Here is a 25,507-nt window from a genome sequence, read left to right on the forward strand (position 1 = left end):
TCCTAGTTGACGTTGTCCGGGTGGGAGCCGGTGCGCTGTCCCCGGTCGAGGCCGGCGAGCGCTTCCATGTCCCGATCCGAAAGCTCAAAGCGGAAGATGTCCAGGTTCTCGCGGATGCGCGCCTCTGAACTGGCTTTGGGGATTGCGATGTTGCCCAGCTGGATGTGCCAGCGGAGGATCACCTGGGCGGCTGTCCGGTCATGTTCAGCGGCGCAGGCCTGGACCACGGGGTCGGCAAGCACATGGCCGCGCCCCAACGGGCTCCACGCTTCGGTCCGGATGCCCAGGTCGTCGTGGATTTTCCGGAGCTCCTGCTGCTGAAGCCAGGGGTGAAGCTCGATCTGGTTGACTGCGGGGGTTACTTCCGCCGTCTGCATCAGCCGGTCAAGGTGGGAAGGCTGGAAATTGCTGACGCCGATGGCCCGGACCTTTCCTTCCCGGTAGAGCGTCTCAAGTGCCCGGTATGTTTCCGGAAACAGTCCGCGCCTGGGGCAGGGCCAGTGGATGAGGTACATGTCCACGTAGTCCAGGCCCAGGTTGACCATTGAGTCATCGAAGGCCCGGAGGGCCGCATCGTAGCCGTGGTGGTCGTTCCACACCTTGGTGGTGACGAAGAGGTCTTCCCTGGCGGGGGCGGGAAAGAGCTCCCCGGAGCCGCCGCTGCCCGCCGACGCACCCAACAGGGAGCTGAGGCCGCGGGCCACACCGGATTCGTTGCCGTACATGGCGGCCGTGTCGAAATGCCTGTAGCCGGCATCGAGGGCCGTCGCTACGAGTCCCGCGGCGTCTGACGGCGGCACCTTATACAAGCCAAAGCCCAGCTGGTCGATCAGCACGCCGTTGTTCAGGCTGATCCGCGGTGAGGTCCTCATAACCTTGACTCTACCTACTCGACGTCGCCATGCCCTCCAGGTCCACGAGGCGGCGCGCGGTTGCCTCATCGAGGATCAGGTCCGTCGCGAGGCCGGCTGCGAGGGCGCCTTTGAGGCCATTGATTTTGGACACCCCTGAAACCACGCAGATCCTGCGCCGGACCTGCCGGAGTTCGGAAAGGGCAGGCCCCGTAGACCGCTCATTCAGGACAATGCCGTCTGATGAACCGTCGCTGCGGAAGAAGACCGTGGCCACATCGCCCACCACATCGGAACCGGCCAGGATCTTGAGGTCGTTCTCGTCCAGGTAGCCGCCGGCGTAGACGTGGCTCGGGTAGTCCGCGTCAACCGAGCCCACGCCGAAGATCGCGATGCTCATCTTGGCCTGGAGTTCGAGGATGCGCTGCACGCTGCGTTCATTCCACATCGCGGTTTTTGTGGCCGCGTGGTCAAAGAAGGCGGGAACCGGAAACTGTTCCACCCGGGCTCCGTAGGCGCTGCCGAACCGGCGCATGATGTCGCTGGCATAGGTGATGCCCGTCGTGTGCATATTGCCTGCGCCGTTCAGCTGCACAATCACGCTGTCGTGCGTGATCTTCCTGGTCAGGTGCCGGCTCACGGCGCTGAGCGTGGAGCCCCAGGCGACACCGATGATCGCGTTGGAATCCACCAGGGGCCCGAACGTCCGCGCGGCCTGCATCGCCACGCGGTCCAGGGTTTCGGCTTCATTGAGGGTTTCCACCACCGGGACAACGTGCACGTCAACCCCGTACCGGCGGCGGATCAAGCCTTCCAGTTCCGGCGCAGTGTCCAGCGGATTGCGGATCTGGACCTGGACCAGGCCCGAATCCCGGGCCGAGGACAACAGCCGGGAAACCGTGGACCGGGAGGTCCGCAGCTCCCGGGCGATGGCGTCCATCGTGAGGTCCTGCAGGTAATACATTTGTGCAGCCCGCAAAGCGTCCGCATGCCGGGAAGGATCCACCCCGACCTCCCTTCTGCACGTTTGTGCATAGTGCTTGACTCCATTTTCCATTACTCCAAACAATAGATGAGAACGGCGGCGCACCCAGGGGTGGCCGCGACACACAAAGCCCCAAGGGAGTTGTTTTGGGACCCAAGGATTCACCTGTCCATCCCTCCGCGTCGAAGCCTGGCAGCGAACGCGCATCGGTTCACAACCTGAGGCGGCGGCCCCACGCAAAAGTGCTGGTGGTAGGCGGCGGGATCAACGGCGTCGGAACTTTCCGGGACCTCGCACTGCAGGGCGTGGACGTGGCACTCGTGGAGCGCGGGGACTACTGCCAGGGGGCCAGCGGGGCGTCCTCACACATGATCCATGGCGGCATCCGCTACCTGGAAAACGGTGAATTCCGGCTGGTGCGGGAATCTGTCGTGGAGCGCAACCGTCTGCTTCGGATCGCCCCCCACTACGTCAAGCCGCTGCAGACCACCATCCCCATCCTCAGCACCTTCTCCGGAATCCTCGCTGCTCCGCTGCGGTTCCTGACCCACAAGCAGCAAGGCAAGCCCAAGGAACGCGGTGCATTCCTGATCAAGGTTGGCCTCAGCCTCTACGACTCCTTCTCCCGGGACGGCGGTTCCGTGCCGCGGCACCAGTTCCGGGGCCGCAAACGCGCCCTGGCCGAACTGCCCGCCCTGCGCCCGGACCTTAAGTACGCGGCAACGTACTTTGATGCCTCGGTGCACAACCCGGAACGGCTCACCCTTGACGTCCTGCAGGATGGCGAGAAAGCAGGGCAGGTGCCCGGGGCCTCCATGACCCAGGGCAGCACCGCCCGGGCCAGCAACTACCTTTCGCTGAAGTCCATGACCAGTGAGCCCAACCGCGGCACCGGCACAGGCGGCACCGTCCGGCTGCGCGATGAGCTGACAGGTGAGGAGTTCGACTTCACTGCTGATGTCATTGTCAACACCACGGGAGCGTGGGTGGATCTGACCAACGAGGCCATGGGAACCGCCTCTGCCTTTATGGGCGGCACGAAGGGATCGCACATTGTCCTGGACCATCCAGTACTCCTGGACGCCTGCCGTGGACGCGAAATCTTCTTCGAGCACACCGATGGCCGGATCGTCCTCATTTACCCGATGGGGGACCGCGTCCTGGTCGGAACCACCGACGTGGATGCGGACATGCGCCAGGACGCCGTCTGCACCGATGAAGAGATCGAATACTTCTTCGAACTGATCGGCCACGTGTTTCCGGACATTCCCGTCAGCCATGAACAGATCGTCTACACCTTCTCAGGTGTGCGGCCCCTGCCCCGGCACGATGCGACCCAGCCCGGGTTCGTTTCGCGGGACTACCGGATTGAGCGCCGCGGCGCGGCCGGGCCGGAATCCGGTGCGGGCGCCGTCGTGCTCAGTCTCGTGGGTGGAAAATGGACCACCTTCCGGGCCCTCGCGGAGCACCTGACCAACGATGTCCTCGCCGAGCTCGGCATGCAGCGCAAGGTATCGACGGTGCAACTGGCCATCGGCGGCGGCGCAGGCTTCCCCGCTGACGACGCCGGCGTGCAGACGTGGATCAAGCAGCACATGGTTCCCGGCCGGGATGCAGACCGCACGGCCGGCCTGCTGACCCGCTACGGGACCCGGGCCGAAGAAGTGATCGCCTACCTCGACGCCGAACCTGACCACGCGCTGCGATCCACGCGGGAACTCAGCGTCCGCGAACTGGAATTCATGGCGGCCCATGAGCAGGTGGGGCACCTGGTGGACGTCCTGATCCGGCGTACCTCCCTGGCCTTCCGCGGGCTGGTTACCGGAGAACTTCTCAATGAAGTGGCGGAAGTTCTGTCCGTCCCGCTCAAGTGGGACGCCACAGCCCGCGCCGCCGAGATACGGCACGCGCAGGACGTGCTGCAGCGGTTCCACCGAGTGGAAATCAACAGCCTGGTCGCTTAAGGCCCGGCGTCCGGCCGGGGCCATAACCCGCCCCGGCAAACGGTCCTTCAACCCGCGAAGGACTGACAACAGAAAATAAGGAGAGTCAAAGATGTCTCTTGGAATTGTTTTCCTTTCCGAAGTATTCGGAACGGCGATGCTCACCCTGCTCGGTTGCGGTGTCGTGGCCAACGTCGCCCTGCGGGGCACCAAAGGCAATAGCGGCGGGTTCCTGATGGTCACGTGGGGATGGGGTGTTGCTGTCTTCGCGGGCGTCTATGTGGCCGCGAAGTCCGGGGCACACCTGAACCCCGCCGTGACACTCGGCTTCCTGGCCAAGGGCAACACGGAATACGCGAAGGGCGTCCCCGTTGATATCGTCTCAACCCTGACCTATTTTGGCGGTGAAATGCTCGGCGCCTTCCTCGGCGCAGTGCTCTGCTGGCTGGCCTACAAGCAGCACTTCGACGCCGAAGAGGCAGTGGCTGCCAAGCTGGGCGTCTTCTCCACCGGCCCGGCCATCCGGTCCAGTTCCTGGAATCTGGTCACTGAGATCATCGGCACCTTTGTCCTGGTGTTCGTCATCCTGGCCTTCGGAGGGACCCCTTCGGGCCTGGGCCCACTCGCTGTGGCACTCCTGGTCGTCGGCATCGGCGTATCCCTGGGCGGCCCCACCGGCTACGCCATCAACCCTGCCCGCGACCTCGGCCCGCGCATCGCCCACGCCCTGCTTCCCATCAAGGGCAAAGGCTCCAGCGACTGGGGCTACTCGTGGATCCCCGTGGTGGGACCGCTCGTCGGCGGCGCTCTGGGCGGGCTCGTCGCCCGGCTGGTCCCGATCATCGCCGCAGCCGCCTGACCCATTACCCAGCCACCCACCCAACTCAAGACAAGGACGTCACCATGAACCAGTACGTAATCGCCATCGACCAGGGAACCACCAGTACCCGCGCCATCATTTTCAACCACAGCGGCGCCATCGTCTCGTCCGGACAGATGGAGCACGAACAGATCTTCCCGAAGGCCGGGTGGGTGGAGCACAACCCGGCCGAAATCTGGAACAACACCCGTGAGGTCATCGCCTCCGCCCTCTCCAAGGCGAACCTGACACGGCACGATATTGCCGCCGTCGGAATCACCAACCAGCGCGAAACCGCCGTGGTGTGGGACAAAACCACCGGCGAGGCTGTGTACAACGCCATCGTCTGGCAGGACACGCGGACCCAGGACATCGTGGACGAGCTGGCCAGGGACGGCGGCGCGGACCGCTTCAAGCAGAAAGTGGGCCTGCCGCTGGCAACCTATTTCTCGGGAACCAAGATCAAGTGGATCCTGGACAACGTGGACGGCGCCAGGGAGAAAGCCGAAGCGGGGAACCTGGTGTTCGGCAACACCGACGCCTGGGTCCTCTGGAACCTCACCGGCGGCGTGGACGGCGGCGTCCACGTCACCGATGTCACCAATGCCTCCCGCACCCTGTTTATGGATCTGGAGACCCTCCAGTGGGATGACGAAATATTGGGGATCTTCGGCGTTCCGCGGTCCATGATGCCGGACATCAGGTCCTCCTCGGAGGTCTACGGCACGGTCCACACCTCGCAGCTGCTGCGCGAGGTCCCCGTGGCCGGCATCCTCGGCGACCAGCAGGCAGCAACCTTCGGCCAGGCGGCATTTCAAACCGGCGAAGCGAAGAACACCTACGGGACGGGCTGCTTCCTGATCTTCAACACCGGCGAGGAGATCGTGCACTCGAAGAACGGGCTGCTGACAACGGTCGGCTACAAGCTCGGCGATGCTGCACCGCACTACGCCCTGGAAGGCTCCATCGCCGTCACCGGCTCGCTGATCCAATGGCTGCGCGACAACCTGGGCATGATCAGCAGCGCGCCCGAAGTCGAAACCCTTGCCGCATCCGTGAAGGACAACGGCGGCGTGTATATCGTCCCGGCCTTCTCCGGGCTCTTCGCGCCGTACTGGCGATCGGACGCCCGGGGTGCCATCGTGGGCCTCACCCGGTTCGTCAACAAGAACCACATCGCCCGGGCCGCGCTCGAAGCCACCGCCTTCCAGACCCGGGAGGTGCTTGACGCCGTCAACGCAGACTCCGGAGTTCCGCTCTCCGAGTTGAAGGTCGACGGCGGCATGGTGGCCAACGACGCCCTCATGCAGTTCCAGGCGGACATCCTTGGCGTCCCGGTGATCCGGCCGAAGGTGGTCGAAACCACCGCCCTCGGCGCCGCCTACGCTGCCGGCCTTGCCGTGGGCTTCTGGAAGGACCTCGGCGAGCTGTCGGCCAACTGGTCCGAGGACAAGCGCTGGGAGCCACAGATGGACCAGGCTGAGCAGGACCGCCAGATGCGGCTCTGGAAGAAAGCAGTGACCAAGTCCATGGACTGGGTGGACGCGGACGTGCGGTAATCTCCATCCGTCGCGGGCCGCCCTGCCAATCCGGCAGGGCGGCCCATGCCGTCTCCAGCCCATGCCCGGCAAGGCGCCGGGCGTCCCAGGTTCCTGGTGTCCCGGATGCACAGGGGTCAGGAGGTGGGCCGTGGCGGCAGATCCTCTGTGGCCGGTCCCTGGATGACCTTGCCAGACGCGTCGAACCGGGATCCGTGGCAGGGGCAATCCCAGGTGCGCTCTCCCCGGTTGAAAGCAACGGTGCAGCCCAGATGGGTGCAGATCGCGGACACGGCGTGGATTTCTCCTGCTTGATCCCGGTAATACGCCGTGCTGGTCCCGGCGGATTCAATCACCGTGCCGTCACCGGGAGCGAGATCCGCTACCTGCCCTGCAGCGCCCTCAGTGCGATTCTCCGCCCGGTCCACAGAACCCGCCGGCGTCGATTCCGTGGGTCCTTCTGACCTGCTCCCCATCCGTGCGGGCGCCCGGTTGCTGTCAAACAAGGGCGCCCAGCCGTTGGGTGTGCCATTGAGCAGGTTTGCCAGCATCAGGGCGGCGGCAGTCCCATTCGTCAATCCCCATTTCCGCAGGCCCGTGATGACGAAGGCGTGCCGGCTGTCCGGATTCAGCGGCCCGGCGTACGGCAGCCCGTCCAGGGGCATCGCATCCTGGGTGGACCAGCGGTACGCGACGGGCCCGGCGCCGAAATGGCTGCGCGCATACGCGGCCAGGCTGGCATGGCGCGACGCCGAATCCACCCGTTCCGCGGCAGGGTGGCCCTCCCCGCCCGCCAGCAGGTAAGTCATCCCGTTGAGCCGGACCGTCAACACCGACCGCATGGGCTCATCCGCGCTGATAAAAGTGGCGTCCAGGGGAGGTGTATCCACCGTCGCGGCAACGATGTAGGAGCGGTGCGGCGGGCACAATGCTTCAAACCGGCCATGGTCTCCGAAGGGAACATTCGTGGCCACTATGGCGTCAGCGGCCAGCACTGTACCGTTCCGGCCGGCTACTTTCACCGGCGTCCCCTCCTGCAGTTCAGTCGCGCGGGTGCCCTCGAACACGAAACTTCCGTCCCCCTCCACCCTGGCAGCCAGTCCCTGGAGGTACTGCACGGAGTGAATCTGGGCCTGCCCGTCGAACCGGACGGCGCCCGCCACAGGGAACGGCAGGGGTACCTCGGCCGTGAATGTGGCCGGAAGACCCAGCTTGGAAGCGAGTTCGGCTTCTGCACGCAGCTGCGGCAGGGTGTCCCCACTTACGGCGAAGGTGTAGTTTGCAACGCAGCGGAAACCGCAGGTGATGTTTTCCGCGGCCACCACGTGCGCGATGTGTTCCACGGCAGCCTGGTTGGCGAGCCCGTAGGTTCCGGCGGCGCTGCTGCCGTGAGTCCGGGCGAGATCCGTGTAGGCCAGGCGGTGCAGCGACGTCACCTTGCCGGTGGTGTGGCCGGTAACACCTGTGCCGATCCGGGCCGCCTCAAGGACGGCCACCGAGCGGCCCGAACGTTTCAGGGCCAGTGCTGCCGTCAGCCCGGCGACGCCGCCGCCGATGATGGCCACGTCCACTTCCACCGTGCCGCGCAGCTCCGGGAAGGAGGTGGCGCCGGCGGTTGCAAGCCACAGGGAAAGGGGCTCACCCTCAGCGGACCCGGCGGTGGTTGAATCCGGCATCATGCTCACCCCTCCCAACGTCGTGGGATGATCATGTCCCCTCACACCGGGTAATGCAACGAACCGCATCCTGGCTGCGGCAGCCTGCGTGCCGGTGCGCTAAAGTAGATCCATGCGTGCGATCCTTCTGCTTAGTTAGCCGCCCGGCGTCCGGAACAACGGATATCGGTGCGGCAGCCCCTCCCTGGCGAGGGGCTTTTGTGTGTCCGGGCGTGTTTGCCGGGCCGGCAGCAGGAGGATCAGGCCGTTATGGCAGCACAGATGCCGTAACAGAACAGAAGAGGGCAGCAGTGGGCGTTCAGCCGGAGACAGAGACCGGAACAGCAACAACAGTATCGGCGGAGCCTGAAGAGGGCACCTACAGTTTCACCGCCATGGAGGCCAAATGGCCCCAGGTGTGGGAGGACCTCAAGGTCTTCACCCCGGTGGATGACGGGTCCCGGGAGCGCCGCTACGTGCTGGACATGTTCCCGTACCCATCCGGCGACCTGCACATGGGCCACGCAGAGGCGTTCGCCATGGGCGACGTGGTGGCACGCTACCTGCGCCAGAAGGGGTACGACGTCCTGCACCCCATCGGTTGGGACTCCTTTGGCCTGCCCGCGGAAAACGCCGCGATCAAGCGCAACGCCCACCCCAGCGAGTGGACCTACGCCAACATCGACACCCAGGCAGCGTCCTTCAAGCGGTACGCCATTTCCGCTGACTGGTCGCGCCGCCTGCACACCTCGGACCCCGAGTACTACCGCTGGACCCAGTGGCTGTTCAAGCGCTTCTACGAGCGCGGCCTGGCCTACCGGAAGAACTCCCCGGTCAACTGGTGCCCCAAGGACCAGACTGTCCTGGCGAATGAGCAGGTAGTCAACGGTGCCTGCGAGCGCTGCGGCACCACCGTCACCAAGAAGTCCCTCAACCAGTGGTACTTCAAGATCACCGAATACGCCGACCGGCTGCTGGACGATATGGAGCAGCTGCGCGGCCACTGGCCCGAGCGTGTCCTGGCGATGCAGAAGAATTGGATCGGACGGTCCGAGGGCGCACACGTCAACTTTGTGATCGAGGCCGACGGCGGCAAGCCCGCCAAAGAGGTCACCGTCTTCACCACCCGCCCCGACACCCTGTACGGCGCAACGTTCTTTGTGGTGGCAGCGGACGCGCCGCTCGCCGTCGAACTCGTCACCGAGGAGCACACCACTGCCCTGGACGAATACCGCGAGCAGGTCAAAGCACTCTCGGAAATCGAACGGCAGTCCACCGAGCGTGAGAAGACCGGTGTCTTCACCGGCCGGTACGCGATCAACCCGCTGAACGGGGAGAAGCTGCCGGTCTGGGCCGCGGACTACGTCCTGGCCGATTACGGCACCGGCGCGATCATGGCCGTCCCCGCCCACGACCAGCGGGACCTGGACTTCGCCCGCACCTTCGACCTTCCCGTCCGGGCTGTCCTGGACACGGGCGAGGAAGACCCTGCAGTGTCCGGCACCGCAACCGCGGGGGAGGGGACACTGATCAACTCCGGCGACCTGGATGGCCTGCCCAAGGCCGAAGCCATCCCCGCTGCAATCGCCATCCTGGAGCGCCAGGGCACCGGTGAGAAGTTTGTGAACTTCCGCCTGCGTGACTGGCTGCTCAGCCGCCAGCGCTTCTGGGGCACTCCCATCCCGATCATCCACTGCCCGTCCTGCGGCGAGGTTCCCGTTCCTGACGAGCAGCTGCCCGTCACGCTGCCCTCCGACCTGCGCGGCGAGGACCTCTCGCCGAAGGGCACCTCGCCGCTGGCTGCGGCCGAAGCCTGGGTCAACGTCGAATGCCCCTCCTGCCACGGTCCGGCCAAGCGGGACACGGACACCATGGACACGTTCGTGGACTCGTCCTGGTACTTTCTGCGGTTCGTCTCGCCGCAGTACACCCAAGGCCCGTTCGACCCCGAAAAGATCAACGACTGGATGCCCGTGGGCCAGTACGTGGGCGGCGTTGAGCACGCCATCCTGCACCTGCTGTACGCCCGGTTCTTCACCAAGGTCATCAACGACCTCGGCATGATCGAGGCCAACGAGCCCTTCAGCGCGCTCCTGAACCAGGGCCAGGTGCTCAATGGCGGCAAGGCCATGAGCAAGTCGCTGGGCAATGGCGTGGACCTCGGCGAGCAGCTGGACAAGTACGGCGTGGACGCGGTCCGGCTGACCATGATCTTCGCCTCCCCGCCCGAGGACGACGTCGACTGGGCAGACGTCTCGCCCTCCGGCTCGGCGAAGTTCCTGGCCCGCGCCTGGCGCCTCGCCCAGGACGTGTCCAGTGCGCCGGGCGTGGACGTCACCACCGGAGACCGCGCCCTGCGGTCAGTCACGCACCGGACTATCGCTGACGCGGCTGAACTGCTGGACGCCAACAAGTTCAACGTGGTGGTGGCCAAGCTGATGGAGCTGGTGAACGCCACCCGGAAGGCCATCGACTCCGGCGCCGGCGGTGCCGACCCGGCAGTCCGGGAAGCCGCAGAAGCTGTTGCCGTCATCCTGAGCCTCTTTGCCCCTTACACGGCCGAGGACATGTGGAACGTCCTGGGACACCCGGCCTCGGTGGCCAACGCCGGCTGGCCTGCCCACGACGCTTCACTCCTGGTGCAGGACACCGTCACGGCTGTCGTCCAGGTCCAGGGCAAGGTGCGGGACCGGCTAGAGGTCTCCCCGGATGTTTCCGAGGACCAGTTGCGGGAACTGGCGCTGGCCTCGGACAACGTCCAGCGCGCCCTCGACGGCCGGGGCATCCGCACGGTCATCGTCCGCGCCCCTAAACTGGTCAACATCGTCCCGGCTTAGGCTGGACCGGGCCGCCGGAAACCTCCGGCGGCCTGCTTGACCCCAGGAGGCCACCTTGCCCCACCGCGACGCTGCCGCCTGGCCCTGGCTCCGGGCGCGCGTAGCCGCCATGCGCGCAAAGCAGGACGACGCCCGGCGGGGCAGCGCCGCAACCCGGCCGGACGCCGTCGTACGGACTGCCGTGGTGACTGATTCCGCGTCTGCTTTGCCCGCTGACTGGTCAGCAGATCTCACTGGTGACGGACGCCTGACCATCATCCCCATGCCTGTGATGGTGGGTGAGGAGATCTACGGCGAGGGTGAGGACGACATTTCGGAGACCATCGCGCTGGCACTGGCCAGCGGCACCTCCGTAAAAACCTCGCGGCCCTCGCCCGGACAGTTCGAACAGGCGTACCTTGCCGCGCAGCGCCGCGGCTACGAGGCAGTGGTCTCCGTGCATATTTCCGGCGGCCTGTCCGGGACGGCGGACGCGGCGCGCCTGGCGGCGGCCCGCGTGGGCATCCCCGTAGAAGTGGTCGATTCAGCAACAGTGGGCATGGCCCTCGGCATGGCTGTGCAGGCAAGTGTCCGCACGGCGGCGGAAGGCGCAGAAGCCGGGACGGTGGCCGCTGCTGCGGCGGACCAGGCAGCCAGAACCAAGGTCTATTTCTACGTTCCCAGCCTGGAGCAGCTCCGCCGCGGCGGGCGGATCGGAGCGGCAGCTTCGCTCTGGGGCACCATGCTGGCCATCAAACCCATCCTGGCAGTCGACGACGGCAGGATCGTACCGCTGGAAAAAGTCCGGTCCGCTGCCAAGGCGGTCGCGCGCCTCGAGGAAATTGTCGCCGCCGACGCGGCCGCACGGCCGGACGGGGTGCGGTTGGCCGTCCACCACTTCGGAAACCCGGCAGAGGCCCAGAGCCTGGCGGCACGGCTTGAAGCGGCGTTGCCGCAGTGCCCCCCTGCCCAGATCAGTTCCCTTCCCGCCGTACTCGCGGCTCATGCGGGCCTTGGTGTCCTGGCCGTCATTGTGGGCAGCGGCAGCGGTGCGGGTGAGGGCAGCGCTTAAGGTGCCGGCTACGGGCACCCTTTCCACATAGCAGGGCCTTGCCCTGTCGCGGGGTGCGGCATGTCCCTAGCGTGGGGTGCATGTCACGCCGGGATGCTGGAGCCGCAGGTCAGCAGGCGCGTCATGCCAGGAACCGGCTGGAGGCCACGCTGGGCACCAGTACCCGCGGGCTCCTCGTTGAGGAGGACGGGCATGCCTTCGAATACCGGGGCGCGCCTGGTCCCGATGCCGGCGCTGACACCGTCGGCGGTGCACGTCATACCCAGGCCCACGACGTCGGACCGGCCATCCGCTGGCGCCTTGGCCTGCGGCTTGCCGTGCTCCTGGGCATCCTTGCCGTGGCCGGAGGTGCCTGGTTCTGGTGGCAGGCGGCGTCGGGGCGGCCCGAGATCCTTCCCCTGAGCGGGGTTGGTCCGGAGACCACAGCCAAAACTGGTGAGGACGCCCCATCAGGCGAGGACGGCGGTGGCGGGAGCCGGGCCGGTCCATCGCCCGGAGCGACTGCCGGTGCGCTGCCGGGAGCGCAGGAAAGCGCCCCGGCCGGCACCGTAGTGGTCCACGTTGCCGGGGCCGTGGTGCGGCCCGGGGTGGTGCAGTTGCCGGCAGGGAGCCGCGTGCACGATGCCGTCGCGGCGGCCGGAGGAGGAAGTCCCGGCGCCGACCTGGACCGCCTGAACCTTGCCGCAGTGGTGGAGGACGGACAAAAGATCCATGTCCCGCGGCAGGGTGAAGTGGTGCCCGGCAGTGCCGGGGTAGCCGGACCGCCGGATGCTGGAGACTCCCCGGACGGACGCGCAGCGCCGGGTTCAAAGGTGAACCTGAATACGGCCGGAATGGAGGAACTGGACGGTCTGCCGAAGGTCGGCCCCGTGCTTGCCCAGCGCATCGTGGACTGGACGATTATTTCGAAAACGTCCCTTAGCATCTTTACCCATTAGAGACCAACGACGGGTACCGGTACTCGGCCGACTCCTGCAAACTAAGAATCCGCCCCGAGAAAGGAGGCCAGCTTGGTAACCGTTCCTCAAGCCCCGACCTGAGCCCAGCCCACTCAAAGTGAGAGCGAAAACCCCCACCATGAACACACCCAGCGGAAGATGGACGAACTTACACAGCGAGTCCAAGCTAACTGATGAACTCAAACTACTAATCGGAGACGGAGCAAGACCAGAACAACTAGTAGCCCGGAGGCCCCTCAAGAAGGACGAGCATGGCCAACCGATAATTCCGGACGGCTCGCGACCATACAAATACCCGACACTGCGGCTCTTGTACGCACCGGCTCCCGAATCTGGACTAAGCCGGATCGGTGAAGGCGAATATATGCAGTGGAGGCTCCTCGAAGAGCTCAAGAAGGTAGCGACGCCCGGTCCCATCTGGCCAGGTTTTTCAACCCCCAATATTCTGAGCTTCACCGGCATTCTGCTGAAGCTCTTCAACATCGCCCCCGATATAGACGGGGGGAACGCCTTGAGGCGACGCCAGGAAGTGATTGACCACTTCGGCGGTGGATGGTTGGTGGATGGTTGGCGCAAGCCCAACGGCGATGAACGAAAGCTTTGCCGATACGTAGCGCGACGCCTGTTAGAGCAGGCAGAAAGCGACGCAGCGGCAGACGAAGAAGGCAAGGCAGCCTGACAAAGCAAGCAGCTGAGGCCCGCCGTTATAAGAAGATATGTACCCGACTCTCCTCGTCAGCTAAAACGCCGGCGAGGAGTTTCCAATTAAATTCCAATCTAAATCAAAAATAGAACAAACTTCAGCCACATCTCCCACTTCCTCTGGACAAATGAAAAACTGACAACGAATAACTGCGCCTCTCAGACTTAGTTGTATCAACACCGGAATCACACTCCGGTGAACACCAAAGGGAGAGCGGCAATGAGCAACGAAGATTATGACCTCGGCATCGAGCACAAGACCAACGGGCTGGCCCGTCAGCGGAGCTTCCCGGCCGAAATCATCCCCACCTCGACAAGCGCAACCTACGAGCTGAACAGGGCCTGGATCGCCCAGTTCCGGCAGCGGCACGCCCTCAACGTCGCCGTTGAAGGCCTGGAAACCATCGCAGAGTTCGACCGCAAGGTGGAAGAAGCCGTAATGGGCCGGCCGCGGATCGAGCAGGCTGCGCTCCTCATCGAATCCACCCTTATGAGCAACTCAGGTCAGATTTTGGACCGGTACATGAAGGGCTACAGCTGATGTCGGTCATCCCGCTGCTGGCAGTCTTCGCCGTCATCACGCTGGCCGAACGGATGAGCCAGCACATGAACATCGTCGTGCTGATTGCGGTACTGGTCGGGGCGGCCATATTCATGGGGCCGGTGGTGGAGATAGTCGTGGACAAGTACTCGATGCGCTGGGACGAGTACCAGAACCTACGGCGGGCTCGCCGTGAGCTGCGGGAGGCAAGGGAAGAGGCCGAAGCAGCCTTGAAGCTGGTGGTGGATAGCGAGCGTGGTCGAAGGTGAAGTATCTGCGGGAGGTGCGGTCAGCCCTGATAACGGCGGTGCTGGTGTTCGTGGCCATGCAGTTCCTAGTTGCGGCCATGCAGCCCTACCTCCCGCTGGTGCTCATCGGAATCGTGGCGATAACTGTCGGCTGGATGCTCTATGCGAGGGCGACGAGGCTTTGACGGGCTAGTAAGGGACGACCCGGAGGCCAGTAGCATTTACGTCTCTTCAAGACCGCGTGGATTTTTGCTACCGAGACGACTACCCCTTATCAGCCAATCAAATTACTAGCTCATGTGGCGCGGCTTCTATTCGCTGATCTTCGATAGAAGTAGGTCACGCCACAAAAGCAAACAATAAGTTCATAATGCGCTTATGGAAGTTATTTATCCAGTCCAAATCACTTTTACCGATATAGCTATTTCCTTTGCCCAACTCGCAGTCGCCGGGCTTGGCCTGGTAGGAGGTATTGCCCTCATCATGAATGCCGCCCAAAAGCTCGCTGACCGCCAGCGCCGCACTTACGAGCTGTTTTTCCCCTCGACAATGGGCCATGAGCAAGTGATGGCCTTCATCCGGATCATGTCGGGACTGCCCAAGCCCAAGTTCATGCAGCCCATCTACGCGGTCAGCTTCGAGCGCTACGCCGACGAGAAGGGGGAGGGCTACTTCCTCCACACGCCTGGGCGCATAGCCGCTCGCCTGGACGAACTCTTCTACGAGCACATCGACGGCTCCATGGAGAAGGTCGACGACGTAGACGACCCCATAGCCACCATGAGGTGGCAGGCCGCCACGGAGCTGGCCATGCCGGGCACCAGCCTTCTGAAGTCCCTCCGCATCCTGGACATCCAGGGCACCTCGCACAGCATGAACGCCCAATTCAAAAGCCTGAATCCAGGCGAAGCTACCGTCCTACAGTGGTGCATCTTTCCTCAGCGTCCTAGAGCCTCTGAGAGCGCAGATAAGGACAAACTGGCCGACCATACCTTTTCAGCCATTGCGAGGCTTGGAGCGGCCGGAGAATACGCACCAGGCATGGTCAAAGACTTGTCGTCGGTGTTCAAATCGGTAGAAGCTCCGCAAGCTAGATTCATTAAGCGACTCATGCCGAATGTGGGGGAGCGCATCAATCTCCGGGCCAGCACCGGGGGATTCCCTATCCTCATCAACGCCAAAGAGTTCAGCGCTCTCATGGGCTGGCCCTTGAACGGTAGCGGCTCCAAACGCGCCAAGCGCATCGCCCCCCACCGTGGTGCATGATTCCGACGGCATTGTCATTGGCACGAGCAACACCCCGAAGATGCAGAACCGCCGGGTGGCGATACCGGAGAAAGCTCTCACCGTTCATTCTTGGTTGCTCGGGCCGTCAGGTACTGGCAAAAGTACTTTGCTTCACAACATGGCGGCGCAAGTTATAGATCGCAATATGGGGTTGGTTCTCATAGAGCCTGAAACCGATCTTTGCCGAGACGTTTTGAGCTCGCTCCCGCTTCATCGTCTGCATGATGTCATTTGGTTTGACCCATTAGACACCGATAGGCCTATAGGACTGAATGTATTAGGCGGCGGAGACCCAGAACGCACCACCAGTCATGTGGTCGGCCTATTCAAGAACCTTAGTGGTGATACTTGGTCAGCCCAGCTGCAACGTGTGTTGAGTAATGCTGTCATGACCGCCGCCCTGAACAAGCTCACCCTCTACGACGTGAAGCAGCTCCTGGTGTAAGGAGTACCGCAACGCCCAAGTCCGCCGGCTGAACCGCAACACCCATCCGGACACCATCCAGGAATGGCGCTGGCTGGACGACAAAGCGGATATGACAGTGGACAGCGCCGTGAACCGCCTCGATGCTTTCTTGGGCTCCCGCATGATTCGCAACATCGTCAGCCAGAAGGACGGGCTCGACTTTGATGAGATAGTCCGCAAGCGCAAGATTCTCCTAGTGCCGCTGAGCGAGGCCCACATGGGCCAGACAAACGCCTCGGCCTTGGGACAGCTGATATTCGATATGGTCTGGGATGCGACCCTACGACGGCCGCCAGAACATCGTGAGCCCAATGTCCTCATGATTGATGAGGCACAGATGTTCGTGGAGACCTTGAACACGACTAAGGCCGACCCCTTCGCCCTCGCCCGGTCCTACGGACTGGGCCTGATGGTGGCCAACCAATACGCCGACCAACTGCCCAAAGCGGTGCAGCAGACCTTGAGTAAGAACGCCCAGTCGCAGATCGTCTTCCGCCTGGCGAGTGACGACGCCAAGTCGATGCAGTCCACCTTCGGCCCGCTGACCGCCGACGACCTGGCGAACCTCCCGCGCTACACCGTGGCGGCCAAGCTGATGAGCAGCAGCGGCAACGCCCCGGTGGTCACCTTGAAGACTTCACCACCACCGGAAGCAACTGGTGCGGCCGACGAAGCCAAAGCCTATTCAAGAGAGAAATATGGCCGTCCGGTTATGGAAGTGGAAGCAGACCTCTTGACGAGACACAAGGCCCCCGGAGCAGAAGCAACGTCCCAAGATTGGGAGCCTGGAATGACCCCGAACAATCTATTGATTCGTCAGTTTATGGGGGCGTTGATTCAGGTCACACTTGAACACCTTATTTGTGCAGGTCAGTGGCCTAATCACGCGGCGGGCGGTACTTTCTAAATGAATAGTTTTTCTGCTCTATCTCTTACCCAGCGGTCCGTCCTCCAAACCGTCAGGCACTTTCGCCAGCTCACCACCTCCCAACTCCGGCGTATCCACTATCGTTCTGGTACCCCTGACGGCCAGCGTGTCCGCTCTTGTAGGCACCTGAAGCGTCTTACTGAACTGGGCTACCTGAAACGTATGTGGGGGGCTTACAACGGCTCTGCGGAGTACGTCTACCAGCTCGCCTCCACCAAGGCCCGGACTCCCGAACCTCACACCTTGGACATCGCCGAGCTGTACGTGCAGCTTTCACTATCTGACCAAAGTGAAAATCTGGGGGAGCCAGGTTCTCATGCCCGACAACCGCTGACCTTCCTGACCGAGCCCTGGTGCCACACCCGCGTCGGACACGTCCAGCTCAAGCCTGATGCGGCAATCGAAATTGGCGCAGTTTCCTACTGGGTCGAAGTAGATCGCGGTGCCGAGTGGGAGAGCCAGCTGACGGCCAAGATGCGCCGCTACGTCCAGGCGATTGATTCTGGAGCCTGGCCGGCCGACCGTGCGTTCCCACTGGTGCTGTGGCTGGTTCCCGACGAAGCCCGCAAGCGCTACCTGGAAGACATCATTCACAAGCTGGGGGAATCCGAATTATTCGCCGTCGTGCTTTTTGACGATGCAGCACGATTACTCACAGAAAGGAAAGCGGTGACAGATGCCCATGTTTGAGTTCGTCATAGCCGTGACTCCGCCAGGGGGACACACCAAGCGCTATCACCGTGGAACCGTCTACTGCCACACTAACGATGAAGCGGCTGCCGCTGAGAAGGCCATCCAGCTTGCTTCCGAGCGCTTCGGTTTCAACCTGAATCAGAGATACAACTGCGTGATGCTCAAGGTTTCAGAATACGAAGAGTCCTGAAATGGATAGCTACATGGATAGCTACTGCTACGAAGCTGTAGCCTATGACCACGAGATGCAACCTACGCCGACTTCGATGGCGTCTTCAGTATGGAGTCTCGGCGTTCCGTGCGGAATGTATGAAGCGGGCGACCAGCGACGCACGGGAACTTGCTGAAGCGTATGGGTTAGACCCGGACACCGTTACTTGCGTCTCAAGGCGGCCGGTTTCTATTCTTCTTCCACGACGCCCTCAATAATCCTATAGATATATATAGACTTTATTCTCCTTATGCCTTTGTTGCAATAGTCATAAGAAGCTCTGGCTATTGGTCTGAGAATTTGTCACTATAACCGTATCGACAATCGCATCGACGTACCTACCCTCAAAAGAGACAGCACTCGTGCCTCCACCCGGCACAGACATACTCAGCTCCTGAAACGCGATGTCGGAGCTACACCGGTCACCTCCCAGTAGCAGAAAGCAGCCTCACGCTCAATGGCCATTTCTGTTGTCAGGTATTGTCCACCAGTAAAAGGCACCGGCACCGACCGAGGTAGCGTACATTTATAGGTTGACCAGCGGGGTTAGCGGACTGTGAGCCGATAGAGCGTAATGATGGCTGCGCTAGAGATAGCGTGAATGACATAACCGTGAAATGCCATACTGCAAGTCAAACCTTGCCCCCGCTTTGCTGGCCAGTCGATAAACACAAGCGCGTAACGGATAGCACCAGGCTGGACTCCATGCCTACTGCCGCTCGATCCAAGAGAGTCAGATTCACTTGGACGAGTACCGTGCGAACACTAGAGAGTAGCCAACAAGGGGGCGCTGAAGCATAGCTTTCAGCCAGGGAAATATGTATCTTGAGAGCCCCCTAAGCGAAGCGCTTATAGGGGTAAGGGGTCGTTCAAAGGAGAGTTGGCATGGCCAAGTTTGCAACCGTTTCTGCAGATTCCCCTAATGCTCTGTGCGATCAAGTGAGCCAGCTGATCAGATACCACCAGTCCAGCGCTACGAACGTCCAGGTGATCCCCTTGGTGGTAGCAGACCCAAACAGTCCTACCGGCTCCCGAATCGTCTACCAAGCTTTTGTTACTCATCCATAGGTGAACGGAATGCAGTTCAAGGACGTAGCATAGGGCCATCCATAGGCGGCTGGGGCGTCTACCTATAGGAAGAACAGCCATGGAATTCAAGCCACCACTGAAGATTCGACGTATCGCCGCGCCCAATCCGGTTCACGAGGATGTCCAAGCTTTCATCCATGGGATGAGCCCCGATAACACGTTCTGGAGGACCCGCCAGCAGTTCGATAGCGTCCAGTTTCTGACGACCGTCATTCCAGACCCAAAAAACCCTAGCAAGCAAATGCTTATGTACGAGGCCTACGTCCTGTACCACGAGGGCTAGTCCAGTCATTCACCCTGCGCTGGACTCCGCCGCTGCTCCCTCTTCTCCCGCAGTTTGCGGTTATGTTCCTCGTAGGCGGCAAGAGGGGTTTCCACTATGTCGAAGCCCTCGGGCTCCGGTCCAAGCTCGATCAGCTTGCCCTTGGACCAGCGCTCCCAGCGCACGCCAGCGCTGTCGGTAAATGTCGCTCTGGCTTGATGCAGCGGCAACGCCTCATCCAGATACTGGCCGAACCGGTCCGTGACGACGTGCTTCCTGAAGACTTCCAGTACGTCACCCTCGGAGCCGATACAGACTAGCTCCATGTTGTATATCGGGAGCTTGCTACCCGTAGTGATTTCTACCGTGTGGTTGTCGTCGATACCGGCTTTGATTCCGACGTGAACAGTTACTGTCGCTGCTTGGGCACGATGCTGATCGTTGACCTGCCGCGTGAAGGTGATGGCTCCCAGCCAGAGCGCACCCGCCGTACCGAGTGCACCGATGGCACCGGCGATGGCTCCCCAAAATGTTGAGATTGCACTGAGCCATTCTGCGGCGTTAGGGGGATTTGCATCTGTGGGTCCTTGCAGCAGCGATGAGCCCCAAAGAACTATCGCCGCAACTCCTAGGACGATGGCGAGAGTGGCCGTTACAAGCCGCCAGTGCTTGAGCAAATCTCTTCCTTATTTTGGATTGTGTGTGAATAGGACCAGGTACAACCGCCGGAAGAGATTTGGCTTCTTCGGGGTGATTTCCTTCAGCGGGCCGGTGAAATCTCGAACCCAGCGTTTCCCTGAGCTGTCGTAAAACGTAGCGCGGCAACCCATGAAATGAGTGTCCCTGAGAGTGAAACTGGTGATCTTACCTGGTGGCAAGGTAGCAACGAACTCGTTTTGGAAATCTTTTCCGTGGTCAGTTGCGATAAGCACGACTTCAAAGACGGGGAACGGGCTATCGTTTTGTACGCTGAAAACGAGTAGCTCATTGTCGTACTTCCCTTTTTGAACTGCCACCGTGACGGCTGCCGCTTGCTGCCGGTGCTGATCGTTCACTTGGCGGCGAAGTGTCACCGCCCCGACCCAGAGAGCGCCGACGGTTCCAACAGCTGCCGCCACATCCGCACTGGCGCTGATCCAGTCAGTTACCTCAGACATCGCGTTCGTCCACTCCTGACGCTTCCCTTACTTATCAGGTTCCGGGAATCTTGTTGCCGAGTCCGTCATTGCTCAGGAAGACCGTCCAGCTCGTGCCGCTGCCCTTCTTCGACGAGCACTTGAACTGCATCGGGATGGTATTTCCTGCGGGAGCGTCGGTGTAAGCGCCGGTGGTGTCGAAGCTGCCATCGGATGCCTTGTAGGTCGATTTGGTTTTGCCGGCCTGGACAGTGGCTGTCGGGTGTACCTTCAGCAGCCGCTGTTCGCAGACGTAGTTGGCGTCTTTGGCATCCTCGGCCAACTGGTCGTCGATGACTTTTTGAGCGGCATCGGCGGCCTTGAGCATCGCCGCCGCGCTGGCCTCAGCCTTGGCCTTGGCCTCGGCTTCCTGGCCGGCTCGGATTGCCTGGGATGACACGGCGATGGCGATGATAACCAGGAGCACGACGATGGCTCCGCCGATGATGATGAGCAGTTTGTTGCGGTTCGCCGGCGGCTTTACTTCAGGCGTGACTTCAGCAGACATGGTGCTTCTTTCGGGTGCGGGCTGAGTGTCAGGAGCCCAGCTAGCTTCCCCCAGCAGCGCACCTTTGGTTGAAGGTTATACGACCGGCGTCTGTGGAAGGTAGTTCGTTTCTTCGCCCGAGGCTTTTAGGCAGCCTTCGCTCCGACCAAGCCCACAAGTGATCCAAAGCCCATTTTCCATAGGGTGGACATCGTGGCCATCACGTCCTTTTGAGGATCGGTAGGAGTAGGAATGCCCAAGGCCATCCACAGGTTCCCAACACCACAGGCGACAGTGACAAAGAAGATGATAATCACGATCATCTTGAAGTTGGCGGACACCGTCTCGCCGAGCGTATTTGCGACGGGGGGATTATCCCCTTTACCACTCACAGCGTGTCATCCTCGGGCCAGCGGTTACTGCCCTTGCGGCCCATCTTGGGTAGGGCGGCCACGTCGATAACTTCAACTTCCCCATCGGGCCGGTGAATCACCACGCTGTCCTGCTTGGGGCGGCGGAAGATGGAACTAACAACCGCTCGGATGCCCCGACTGCCTATAAGGCCCGTTGCCGCGCTAACCGCAGCCACGATGGCAGCAATTGCGTCTATGTCCATGACCATGGCTCGCTTTGTATCGGAAGTGCAGGATGGATTACTACTATAGCCGACTGCCCACTTCTAGTCATGACACAAAAAACCACCCGACGAAGATAGGCGATCAAACCAACTTTGCCGGGTGGTTTTCTTTACTTTAGCATATTCGGCTTTATTGGAGAATCGCCAGTGCATAAGTGGTCGGCATATCTGGGAAATAAAAGTATTGACGGCTCATAGCGCTTGGCTCATAATGAGGACACTAAATAAGGCGATCAACCAATGTCCAAATTCCCCCCCTATATAAATTCCCCTTCTTGGCGCTCTGCCCGAAATGAGCTAATCGCCACTCTGGCGGGATTCACTTTACTGGCTCTGTTCCTCATCGGCCTCACTTGGCTGGCATTGGAACTGACGGGAGGTGCCCGATGAACCTCGTAGATATGGTCTGGACGGTCAAGCTCAAGTATCGAATCGGGCAGCTCAGCTATGACCAATTCATCGGCATCCTAGGAGCGTTTTACATAGAAGCCAGGGCGCAGGAGGTGTTGCGCACCGAGGTGAGCAATGGCTAACCAGCGCGAGAAGATACTCAAGATGCTCGAAGCCGCCGGCGAGCAGGGCGTTACCAATATCCAGATGAACAAGACTGCCTACAGGTACGGCGGACGATTGTTTGAGCTTCGCCAGGACGGCTACAGAATCCGCTCCGGCCACGTCAAAGGTTCAGTCTGGCGCTTCACCCTGCTGCCCCAGGACAAGGCCAACCCCGGCTCCATGCAAGTAGCGGCGGAGCTGGATGAACCGCAGTACCAGGACTTCCTGGAACTGCTGCGGCCCAGCCCATGCTGCTGGGAGATAGCCGTGGACGGCATGTGTGGAGGCTGCCGTGAACATATCTAGAGTCCGCTGCTGCTACTGCGGTCAGCCTCGCGACTTTTCAACCGGCTGGCATGACTGCGATCAGGCGCAAGAGGCTAAGGCCCGCTTAGAAAGCTTGGTCGACAACATCAAGACCATGCATGAGGCAGCAACCGCCGTAAGTCTTGTACGCCTCAAGCGCAAGCGCGAGATAGCTCAGAACATCAAAGCAATTGGAGGTGGCGTGAAGCCACAGATCTGTAATGGCAACAATTGACCCAAAAGACATCTGGTCTGAATTACGAAAGCCCTTCCCCGCGGGTACTGTCGGCAAGCTGCCTAAACCCTTCAAAAAGGACAGTCCCAAAGGTAATTGCTCGGAGTGCGGAAAGTACCACGGCCTACCCGCCGCCCATCTGGATTACGTAGGTCATGCAGCCGTAACTGACCGGCTCAACACTGTAGACCCAACTTGGACATGGGAGCCCGTGGCGCTCAACGAGCAAGGACTACCCGCCTATGACCAGGCCGGCGGCCTCTGGATACGCCTGACAGTCGGGGGAGTGACACGCCTAGGATACGGCGATGGTCCCGATCCGAAGGAACGTGTTGGTGACGCTCTCCGCAACGCCGCCATGCGTTTCGGTGTGGCCCTCGACCTGTGGAGCAAGGATGAGCTGGAAAGTAACACCGGAACTGTCGAAACCCCCGGCGTCTCGCTCAAGGGCGAAACACCGGAGCGAGAACGGTTCAGTACTACCCCCGCCCCTAGCGGAGAACCGAAAGACTGGATACCAGAATTTAAAAAGCGGCTAAGGTTTGGTGGTCTGCGAGGTGTCCTTGATGAGATTTATCCTCACAAGCCCCGGTGTCAGAAGCAAATGGAACTATACGACCGTGGGTGTGAGTGCGGAACCTTGGAGCGCCATGTAAAAATTCTGCTGGCTGCTGACTACGACATGGCAGCGAAAGCCCCCGCCCAACCCCTACCCAGTGAAGAACCGAAAATGCTACGGCCGTGTCCAAATCCCCACCATGTAAATTGTGTCGGTACTGGGCTAGAACACTCTTATAAGCCAGAGGAACCGCTGCCAACCTCACCCAGTGAAGCCGGGGAGTACGAAGTTCAACCTACCGACAAAATCGTCCTCACTGGTAAGGAATACCTAGAAGCCCTGGCCACCGAATATGAACGCAGCAAGCGCGAGGGGGTTACTTAGAGGTAGGTTGCTTTCTGAATCCGAACGCCGGCCACCCCGCCCTTAGCTTGCCACTTTTGTCCTTATTCCAACGGTTGCCGTCCGCATCTCGGAAGGCAAGGCACGGCATGTTGGCGTGGTTCCAGTCCCCGGTACGGATGGTCCACTCATCACCAGGCAGCAAAGCTACATCGCTCTTCATTTTTCGATCTTCAATGTTGACCGGATGATAGAGAAAGACGCTGTAGATTGCATTATCGCTGTAATTGTGAACGCTATAAATATAGTCATCGCGGGGGTTATCTCGCAGGCTGGCGGGGTCCGCTATCTGGACGTAGTACGATATACGGCTCGCTTGGTCCCGCCGCCGGCGTTTGATGTCTCCGCCAATAACGAAAGCAGTGATTGCAAAGGCAGCGGCTGTGCCTAGACCACCAACCCAATCGGCGACGGTGCCCCAGGTGTCAGGATTGAAGTCCATTAGGCGGCCCAGTCGATTCCCAAGTCCTGAGTGATGCGCAGCTCCATCAGTGCCATGTGCTCCTGGAAATCATCGAGGGCTTCGCTGTACTTCTTTTGTGCTTCGGGCTTCGCCTCCAGGATGTCCCCGAGCACCGCCGTTATTGCGTGGAGGGATTTGGTCACTTCCATCGCTGACTGATTCAGCAGTCGGGGACAGAGCACCCGGACCGAGTGAGCAAGTTTGGCGAGTCGCCGAATCATTTCAAAAATTGGCTTCACGTCAGTCTGCACACCTACCTTCACCTCTCCCAGCGAGTCTCGGACGTTGTGCGCTAGTTCCACGTATTCGGTGTACAGCTCCACCTTCCGATCACGCAGCCAGCGCTCGTGCTCCATGTCCCGGTCGGCTTCCCGCTGGGTCTCTGCAGCGAGTCTTGCTGCCTCTATGCCCGCTATAGTGTTCCGGCTGTTGAAAGCCCCAGCAACTATCTGAGCGAACAGTGCGGCTGCTATTGTCCCCAAGGCCACGACGACAAGCCGTGTAGTTTCCCCATCCATTAGGCAATCGTACTTAAGGATGAGTCGTCCACACGCCGTTTTCGAGGCTCTTAAAAAACGCATAGATGGTGAAGCCGCAAGCGATGCCAAATATGAGCCAGCCCCAGAATCCCCACCGGGACAGCTCCTCCGGTATGCCCGTAAGAACGATGCCGGAGACAATGGGCCGCAGCCCGTTGCCATCTATCTGTACGGTTTCGCGCTCTTTGTTGTCTAGCTGGCGCTGCAGATCTGCAATGGTCTGGAAAACTCGATTGCTTAGGTCTCGGAGCTCGGACCTCAGCCCGCCTATCACTTTCTCGTTGTTCTCAAACTGGCCGACGAAGCGATCTTCTACACGCCGCAGCTCCCCTCGTATCCAGTCGTGTTGCTCCTCTGTTGAACCGTTTGCTGGCCAGGCGGAGGTGGTAGTGACCGTTGGGGGGTGGCCCATAGCAAACGCCGAGCCAATACCGCTCAACTCGACGTTTGCAGATTTGGTCCGCCCCAACTTACTTGCCACGGCTTGCCAGGTCTTCCTAGCAACGGTCACGACAGGATGCAGAAGATGGCGGACTGCCTGGGGTACGGCCAGCAATGCGCCGATGATGGCCATGCTGACGCCGCCCCATTTGTTGAAGGCTTCGAGCATTGCCGCATCATTCCAAAGGTTGTCGAGGAGCAACTGCCCGACAGTCATGCTCATGTGTACCGCCCCGAATGTTCGGTTTCTGCTGTTTCGACACCATGCCAAGGACGGTCCGCCGTGTCAAGGTTTTACGGCGAAATTATGTTCTAATATGCATTGCATAATTATGGCCGCCAAAATCTCGTCAAGGGTTAGGTTCGGTACCGGCGCAGGACTACGCCGCCAAATCAACATTTTACGACCCGAACAAAAGACCATGGTCAATCACTGCAAGATAATTCTGTCAACTACCAGGGGTGTTGATAAAGAGAGGCTTGCATTTCTATAGCGCTTGGCTCATAATACGGGCAAGTAAATAGGCGATCAATAAATGAATAACTTTGAAGACAAAATTTTAGATGCGATAGTTCGCCAGTGGTTTGACTCGACTGTGCAGG

30 protein-coding genes are annotated in these 25,507 nt (G+C 61.0%); 19 read left to right on the top strand and 11 right to left on the bottom strand.

Translation table 11 applies throughout. From position 1 onward, the window contains the following. Positions 1-2: 2 nt before the first annotated feature. Together QRN11_RS05725 and QRN11_RS05730 are read right to left on the bottom strand one after the other, a co-directional pair. A complete protein-coding gene (locus QRN11_RS05725) occupies positions 3-872 on the bottom strand; it encodes an aldo/keto reductase (protein ID WP_285250203.1) in 870 nt (289 codons plus the stop codon). 10 nt (positions 873-882) lie between these two features. Next, a complete protein-coding gene (locus tag QRN11_RS05730; RefSeq protein ID WP_370455829.1) occupies positions 883-1,815 on the bottom strand; it encodes a sugar-binding transcriptional regulator in 933 nt (310 codons plus the stop codon). A gap of 167 nt (positions 1,816-1,982) precedes the next feature. Here QRN11_RS05730 and QRN11_RS05735 point away from each other — a divergent pair, with 167 nt between their 5' ends. From QRN11_RS05735 to glpK, 3 genes are all read left to right on the top strand, one after another. Beyond that, positions 1,983-3,800 carry a glycerol-3-phosphate dehydrogenase/oxidase gene (locus QRN11_RS05735; RefSeq protein WP_285250204.1) on the top strand — a complete coding sequence of 606 codons (1,818 nt, stop codon included), beginning with the start codon at positions 1,983-1,985 and terminating at the stop codon, positions 3,798-3,800. A gap of 91 nt (positions 3,801-3,891) precedes the next feature. Next, positions 3,892-4,638: an MIP/aquaporin family protein gene (locus QRN11_RS05740; RefSeq protein WP_285250205.1), complete on the top strand. Its 747-nt coding sequence runs from the start codon at positions 3,892-3,894 to the stop codon at positions 4,636-4,638. 44 nt (positions 4,639-4,682) lie between these two features. After that, positions 4,683-6,197 carry a glycerol kinase GlpK gene (gene glpK, locus QRN11_RS05745; protein WP_285250206.1) on the top strand — a complete coding sequence of 505 codons (1,515 nt, stop codon included), beginning with the start codon at positions 4,683-4,685 and terminating at the stop codon, positions 6,195-6,197. 116 nt (positions 6,198-6,313) lie between these two features. On the opposite strand, the gene QRN11_RS05750 is transcribed toward glpK, so the two are convergent. Further along, positions 6,314-7,855 carry an FAD-dependent oxidoreductase gene (locus tag QRN11_RS05750; RefSeq protein WP_285250207.1) on the bottom strand — a complete coding sequence of 514 codons (1,542 nt, stop codon included), beginning with the start codon at positions 7,853-7,855 and terminating at the stop codon, positions 6,314-6,316. Between the two features lie 287 nt (positions 7,856-8,142). On the opposite strand from QRN11_RS05750, the gene leuS reads away from it, so the two are divergent. From leuS to QRN11_RS05815, 13 genes are all read left to right on the top strand, one after another. Beyond that, positions 8,143-10,668, top strand: a complete 2,526-nt coding sequence (gene leuS / locus QRN11_RS05755; protein WP_285250208.1) for a leucine--tRNA ligase — start codon at positions 8,143-8,145, stop codon at positions 10,666-10,668. A gap of 55 nt (positions 10,669-10,723) precedes the next feature. Next, entirely contained in the window at positions 10,724-11,719 is a 996-nt protein-coding gene (locus QRN11_RS05760; protein ID WP_285250209.1) for a DegV family protein, read from the top strand. An 80-nt stretch (positions 11,720-11,799) separates the two neighbouring features. Beyond that, positions 11,800-12,657 carry a ComEA family DNA-binding protein gene (locus QRN11_RS05765; RefSeq protein WP_285250210.1) on the top strand — a complete coding sequence of 286 codons (858 nt, stop codon included), beginning with the start codon at positions 11,800-11,802 and terminating at the stop codon, positions 12,655-12,657. 385 nt (positions 12,658-13,042) lie between these two features. Next, positions 13,043-13,357: a hypothetical protein gene (locus tag QRN11_RS05770; protein ID WP_285250211.1), complete on the top strand. Its 315-nt coding sequence runs from the start codon at positions 13,043-13,045 to the stop codon at positions 13,355-13,357. A 243-nt stretch (positions 13,358-13,600) separates the two neighbouring features. After that, on the top strand, positions 13,601-13,921 hold the full coding sequence (locus QRN11_RS05775; protein WP_285250212.1) for a hypothetical protein: 321 nt from the start codon (positions 13,601-13,603) through the stop codon (positions 13,919-13,921). Further along, the gene (locus QRN11_RS05780) at positions 13,921-14,190 is read left to right on the top strand and encodes a hypothetical protein (protein WP_285250213.1); all 270 of its coding nucleotides are present in this window, start codon (positions 13,921-13,923) and stop codon (positions 14,188-14,190) included. Before QRN11_RS05775 ends, QRN11_RS05780 begins: the two co-directional genes overlap by 1 nt. Next, positions 14,187-14,354: a hypothetical protein gene (locus QRN11_RS05785; RefSeq protein WP_285250214.1), complete on the top strand. Its 168-nt coding sequence runs from the start codon at positions 14,187-14,189 to the stop codon at positions 14,352-14,354. The genes QRN11_RS05780 and QRN11_RS05785 overlap by 4 nt, the downstream gene beginning before the upstream one ends. A 193-nt stretch (positions 14,355-14,547) precedes the next feature. Then, entirely contained in the window at positions 14,548-15,435 is an 888-nt protein-coding gene (locus tag QRN11_RS05790) for a hypothetical protein (protein ID WP_285250215.1), read from the top strand. Beyond that, complete coding sequence (locus QRN11_RS05795) at positions 15,425-15,901, top strand: type IV secretory system conjugative DNA transfer family protein (RefSeq protein WP_285250216.1); 477 nt, start codon at positions 15,425-15,427, stop codon at positions 15,899-15,901. Before QRN11_RS05790 ends, QRN11_RS05795 begins: the two co-directional genes overlap by 11 nt. Before the next feature lie 91 nt (positions 15,902-15,992). Continuing rightward, positions 15,993-16,829 carry a type IV secretory system conjugative DNA transfer family protein gene (locus tag QRN11_RS05800; protein WP_285250217.1) on the top strand — a complete coding sequence of 279 codons (837 nt, stop codon included), beginning with the start codon at positions 15,993-15,995 and terminating at the stop codon, positions 16,827-16,829. Further along, positions 16,830-17,540 (top strand): replication-relaxation family protein, encoded by a 711-nt coding sequence (locus tag QRN11_RS05805; RefSeq protein WP_285250218.1) that lies wholly within the window; start codon positions 16,830-16,832, stop codon positions 17,538-17,540. Then, positions 17,527-17,733 carry a hypothetical protein gene (locus QRN11_RS05810; protein ID WP_285250219.1) on the top strand — a complete coding sequence of 69 codons (207 nt, stop codon included), beginning with the start codon at positions 17,527-17,529 and terminating at the stop codon, positions 17,731-17,733. The genes QRN11_RS05805 and QRN11_RS05810 overlap by 14 nt, the downstream gene beginning before the upstream one ends. Positions 17,734-18,901: 1,168 nt before the next feature. After that, entirely contained in the window at positions 18,902-19,126 is a 225-nt protein-coding gene (locus tag QRN11_RS05815; RefSeq protein ID WP_285250220.1) for a hypothetical protein, read from the top strand. A 5-nt stretch (positions 19,127-19,131) separates the two neighbouring features. On the opposite strand, the gene QRN11_RS05820 is transcribed toward QRN11_RS05815, so the two are convergent. From QRN11_RS05820 to QRN11_RS05840, 5 genes are all read right to left on the bottom strand, one after another. Further along, a complete protein-coding gene (locus QRN11_RS05820) occupies positions 19,132-19,782 on the bottom strand; it encodes a hypothetical protein (RefSeq protein WP_285250221.1) in 651 nt (216 codons plus the stop codon). Between the two features lie 9 nt (positions 19,783-19,791). Continuing rightward, a complete protein-coding gene (locus QRN11_RS05825) occupies positions 19,792-20,262 on the bottom strand; it encodes a hypothetical protein (protein ID WP_285250222.1) in 471 nt (156 codons plus the stop codon). Between the two features lie 34 nt (positions 20,263-20,296). Next, on the bottom strand, positions 20,297-20,788 hold the full coding sequence (locus QRN11_RS05830) for a hypothetical protein (RefSeq protein ID WP_285250223.1): 492 nt from the start codon (positions 20,786-20,788) through the stop codon (positions 20,297-20,299). Positions 20,789-20,913: 125 nt separating this feature from the next. Next, positions 20,914-21,159 carry a hypothetical protein gene (locus QRN11_RS05835; protein ID WP_285250224.1) on the bottom strand — a complete coding sequence of 82 codons (246 nt, stop codon included), beginning with the start codon at positions 21,157-21,159 and terminating at the stop codon, positions 20,914-20,916. After that, complete coding sequence (locus tag QRN11_RS05840; protein ID WP_285250225.1) at positions 21,156-21,389, bottom strand: hypothetical protein; 234 nt, start codon at positions 21,387-21,389, stop codon at positions 21,156-21,158. Before QRN11_RS05840 ends, QRN11_RS05835 begins: the two co-directional genes overlap by 4 nt. A 401-nt stretch (positions 21,390-21,790) precedes the next feature. Here QRN11_RS05840 and QRN11_RS05845 point away from each other — a divergent pair, with 401 nt between their 5' ends. From QRN11_RS05845 to QRN11_RS05855, 3 genes are all read left to right on the top strand, one after another. After that, the gene (locus tag QRN11_RS05845) at positions 21,791-21,937 is read left to right on the top strand and encodes a hypothetical protein (protein WP_285250226.1); all 147 of its coding nucleotides are present in this window, start codon (positions 21,791-21,793) and stop codon (positions 21,935-21,937) included. After that, entirely contained in the window at positions 21,930-22,265 is a 336-nt protein-coding gene (locus QRN11_RS05850; RefSeq protein WP_285250227.1) for a hypothetical protein, read from the top strand. The genes QRN11_RS05845 and QRN11_RS05850 overlap by 8 nt, the downstream gene beginning before the upstream one ends. A gap of 221 nt (positions 22,266-22,486) precedes the next feature. Beyond that, positions 22,487-23,443 (top strand): hypothetical protein, encoded by a 957-nt coding sequence (locus QRN11_RS05855; RefSeq protein WP_285250228.1) that lies wholly within the window; start codon positions 22,487-22,489, stop codon positions 23,441-23,443. Here the strand turns inward: QRN11_RS05855 and QRN11_RS05860 are convergent. Genes QRN11_RS05860 through QRN11_RS05870 form a run of 3 tightly spaced genes read right to left on the bottom strand, consistent with a single transcriptional unit; the run spans position 23,436 to position 25,127 of the window. Next, complete coding sequence (locus QRN11_RS05860; RefSeq protein ID WP_285250229.1) at positions 23,436-23,903, bottom strand: hypothetical protein; 468 nt, start codon at positions 23,901-23,903, stop codon at positions 23,436-23,438. The two genes, QRN11_RS05855 and QRN11_RS05860, sit on opposite strands and share 8 nt — an antisense overlap. Then, positions 23,903-24,442, bottom strand: a complete 540-nt coding sequence (locus QRN11_RS05865; protein WP_285250230.1) for a hypothetical protein — start codon at positions 24,440-24,442, stop codon at positions 23,903-23,905. The genes QRN11_RS05860 and QRN11_RS05865 overlap by 1 nt, the downstream gene beginning before the upstream one ends. A gap of 13 nt (positions 24,443-24,455) precedes the next feature. Beyond that, positions 24,456-25,127, bottom strand: coding sequence for a hypothetical protein (locus tag QRN11_RS05870; RefSeq protein ID WP_285250231.1), 672 nt, complete (start codon positions 25,125-25,127; stop codon positions 24,456-24,458). Between the last annotated feature and the right edge of the window lie 380 nt (positions 25,128-25,507).

It is taken from the genome of Pseudarthrobacter sp. fls2-241-R2A-168 (assembly GCF_030209335.1).
GTDB lineage: Bacteria > Actinomycetota > Actinomycetes > Actinomycetales > Micrococcaceae > Arthrobacter.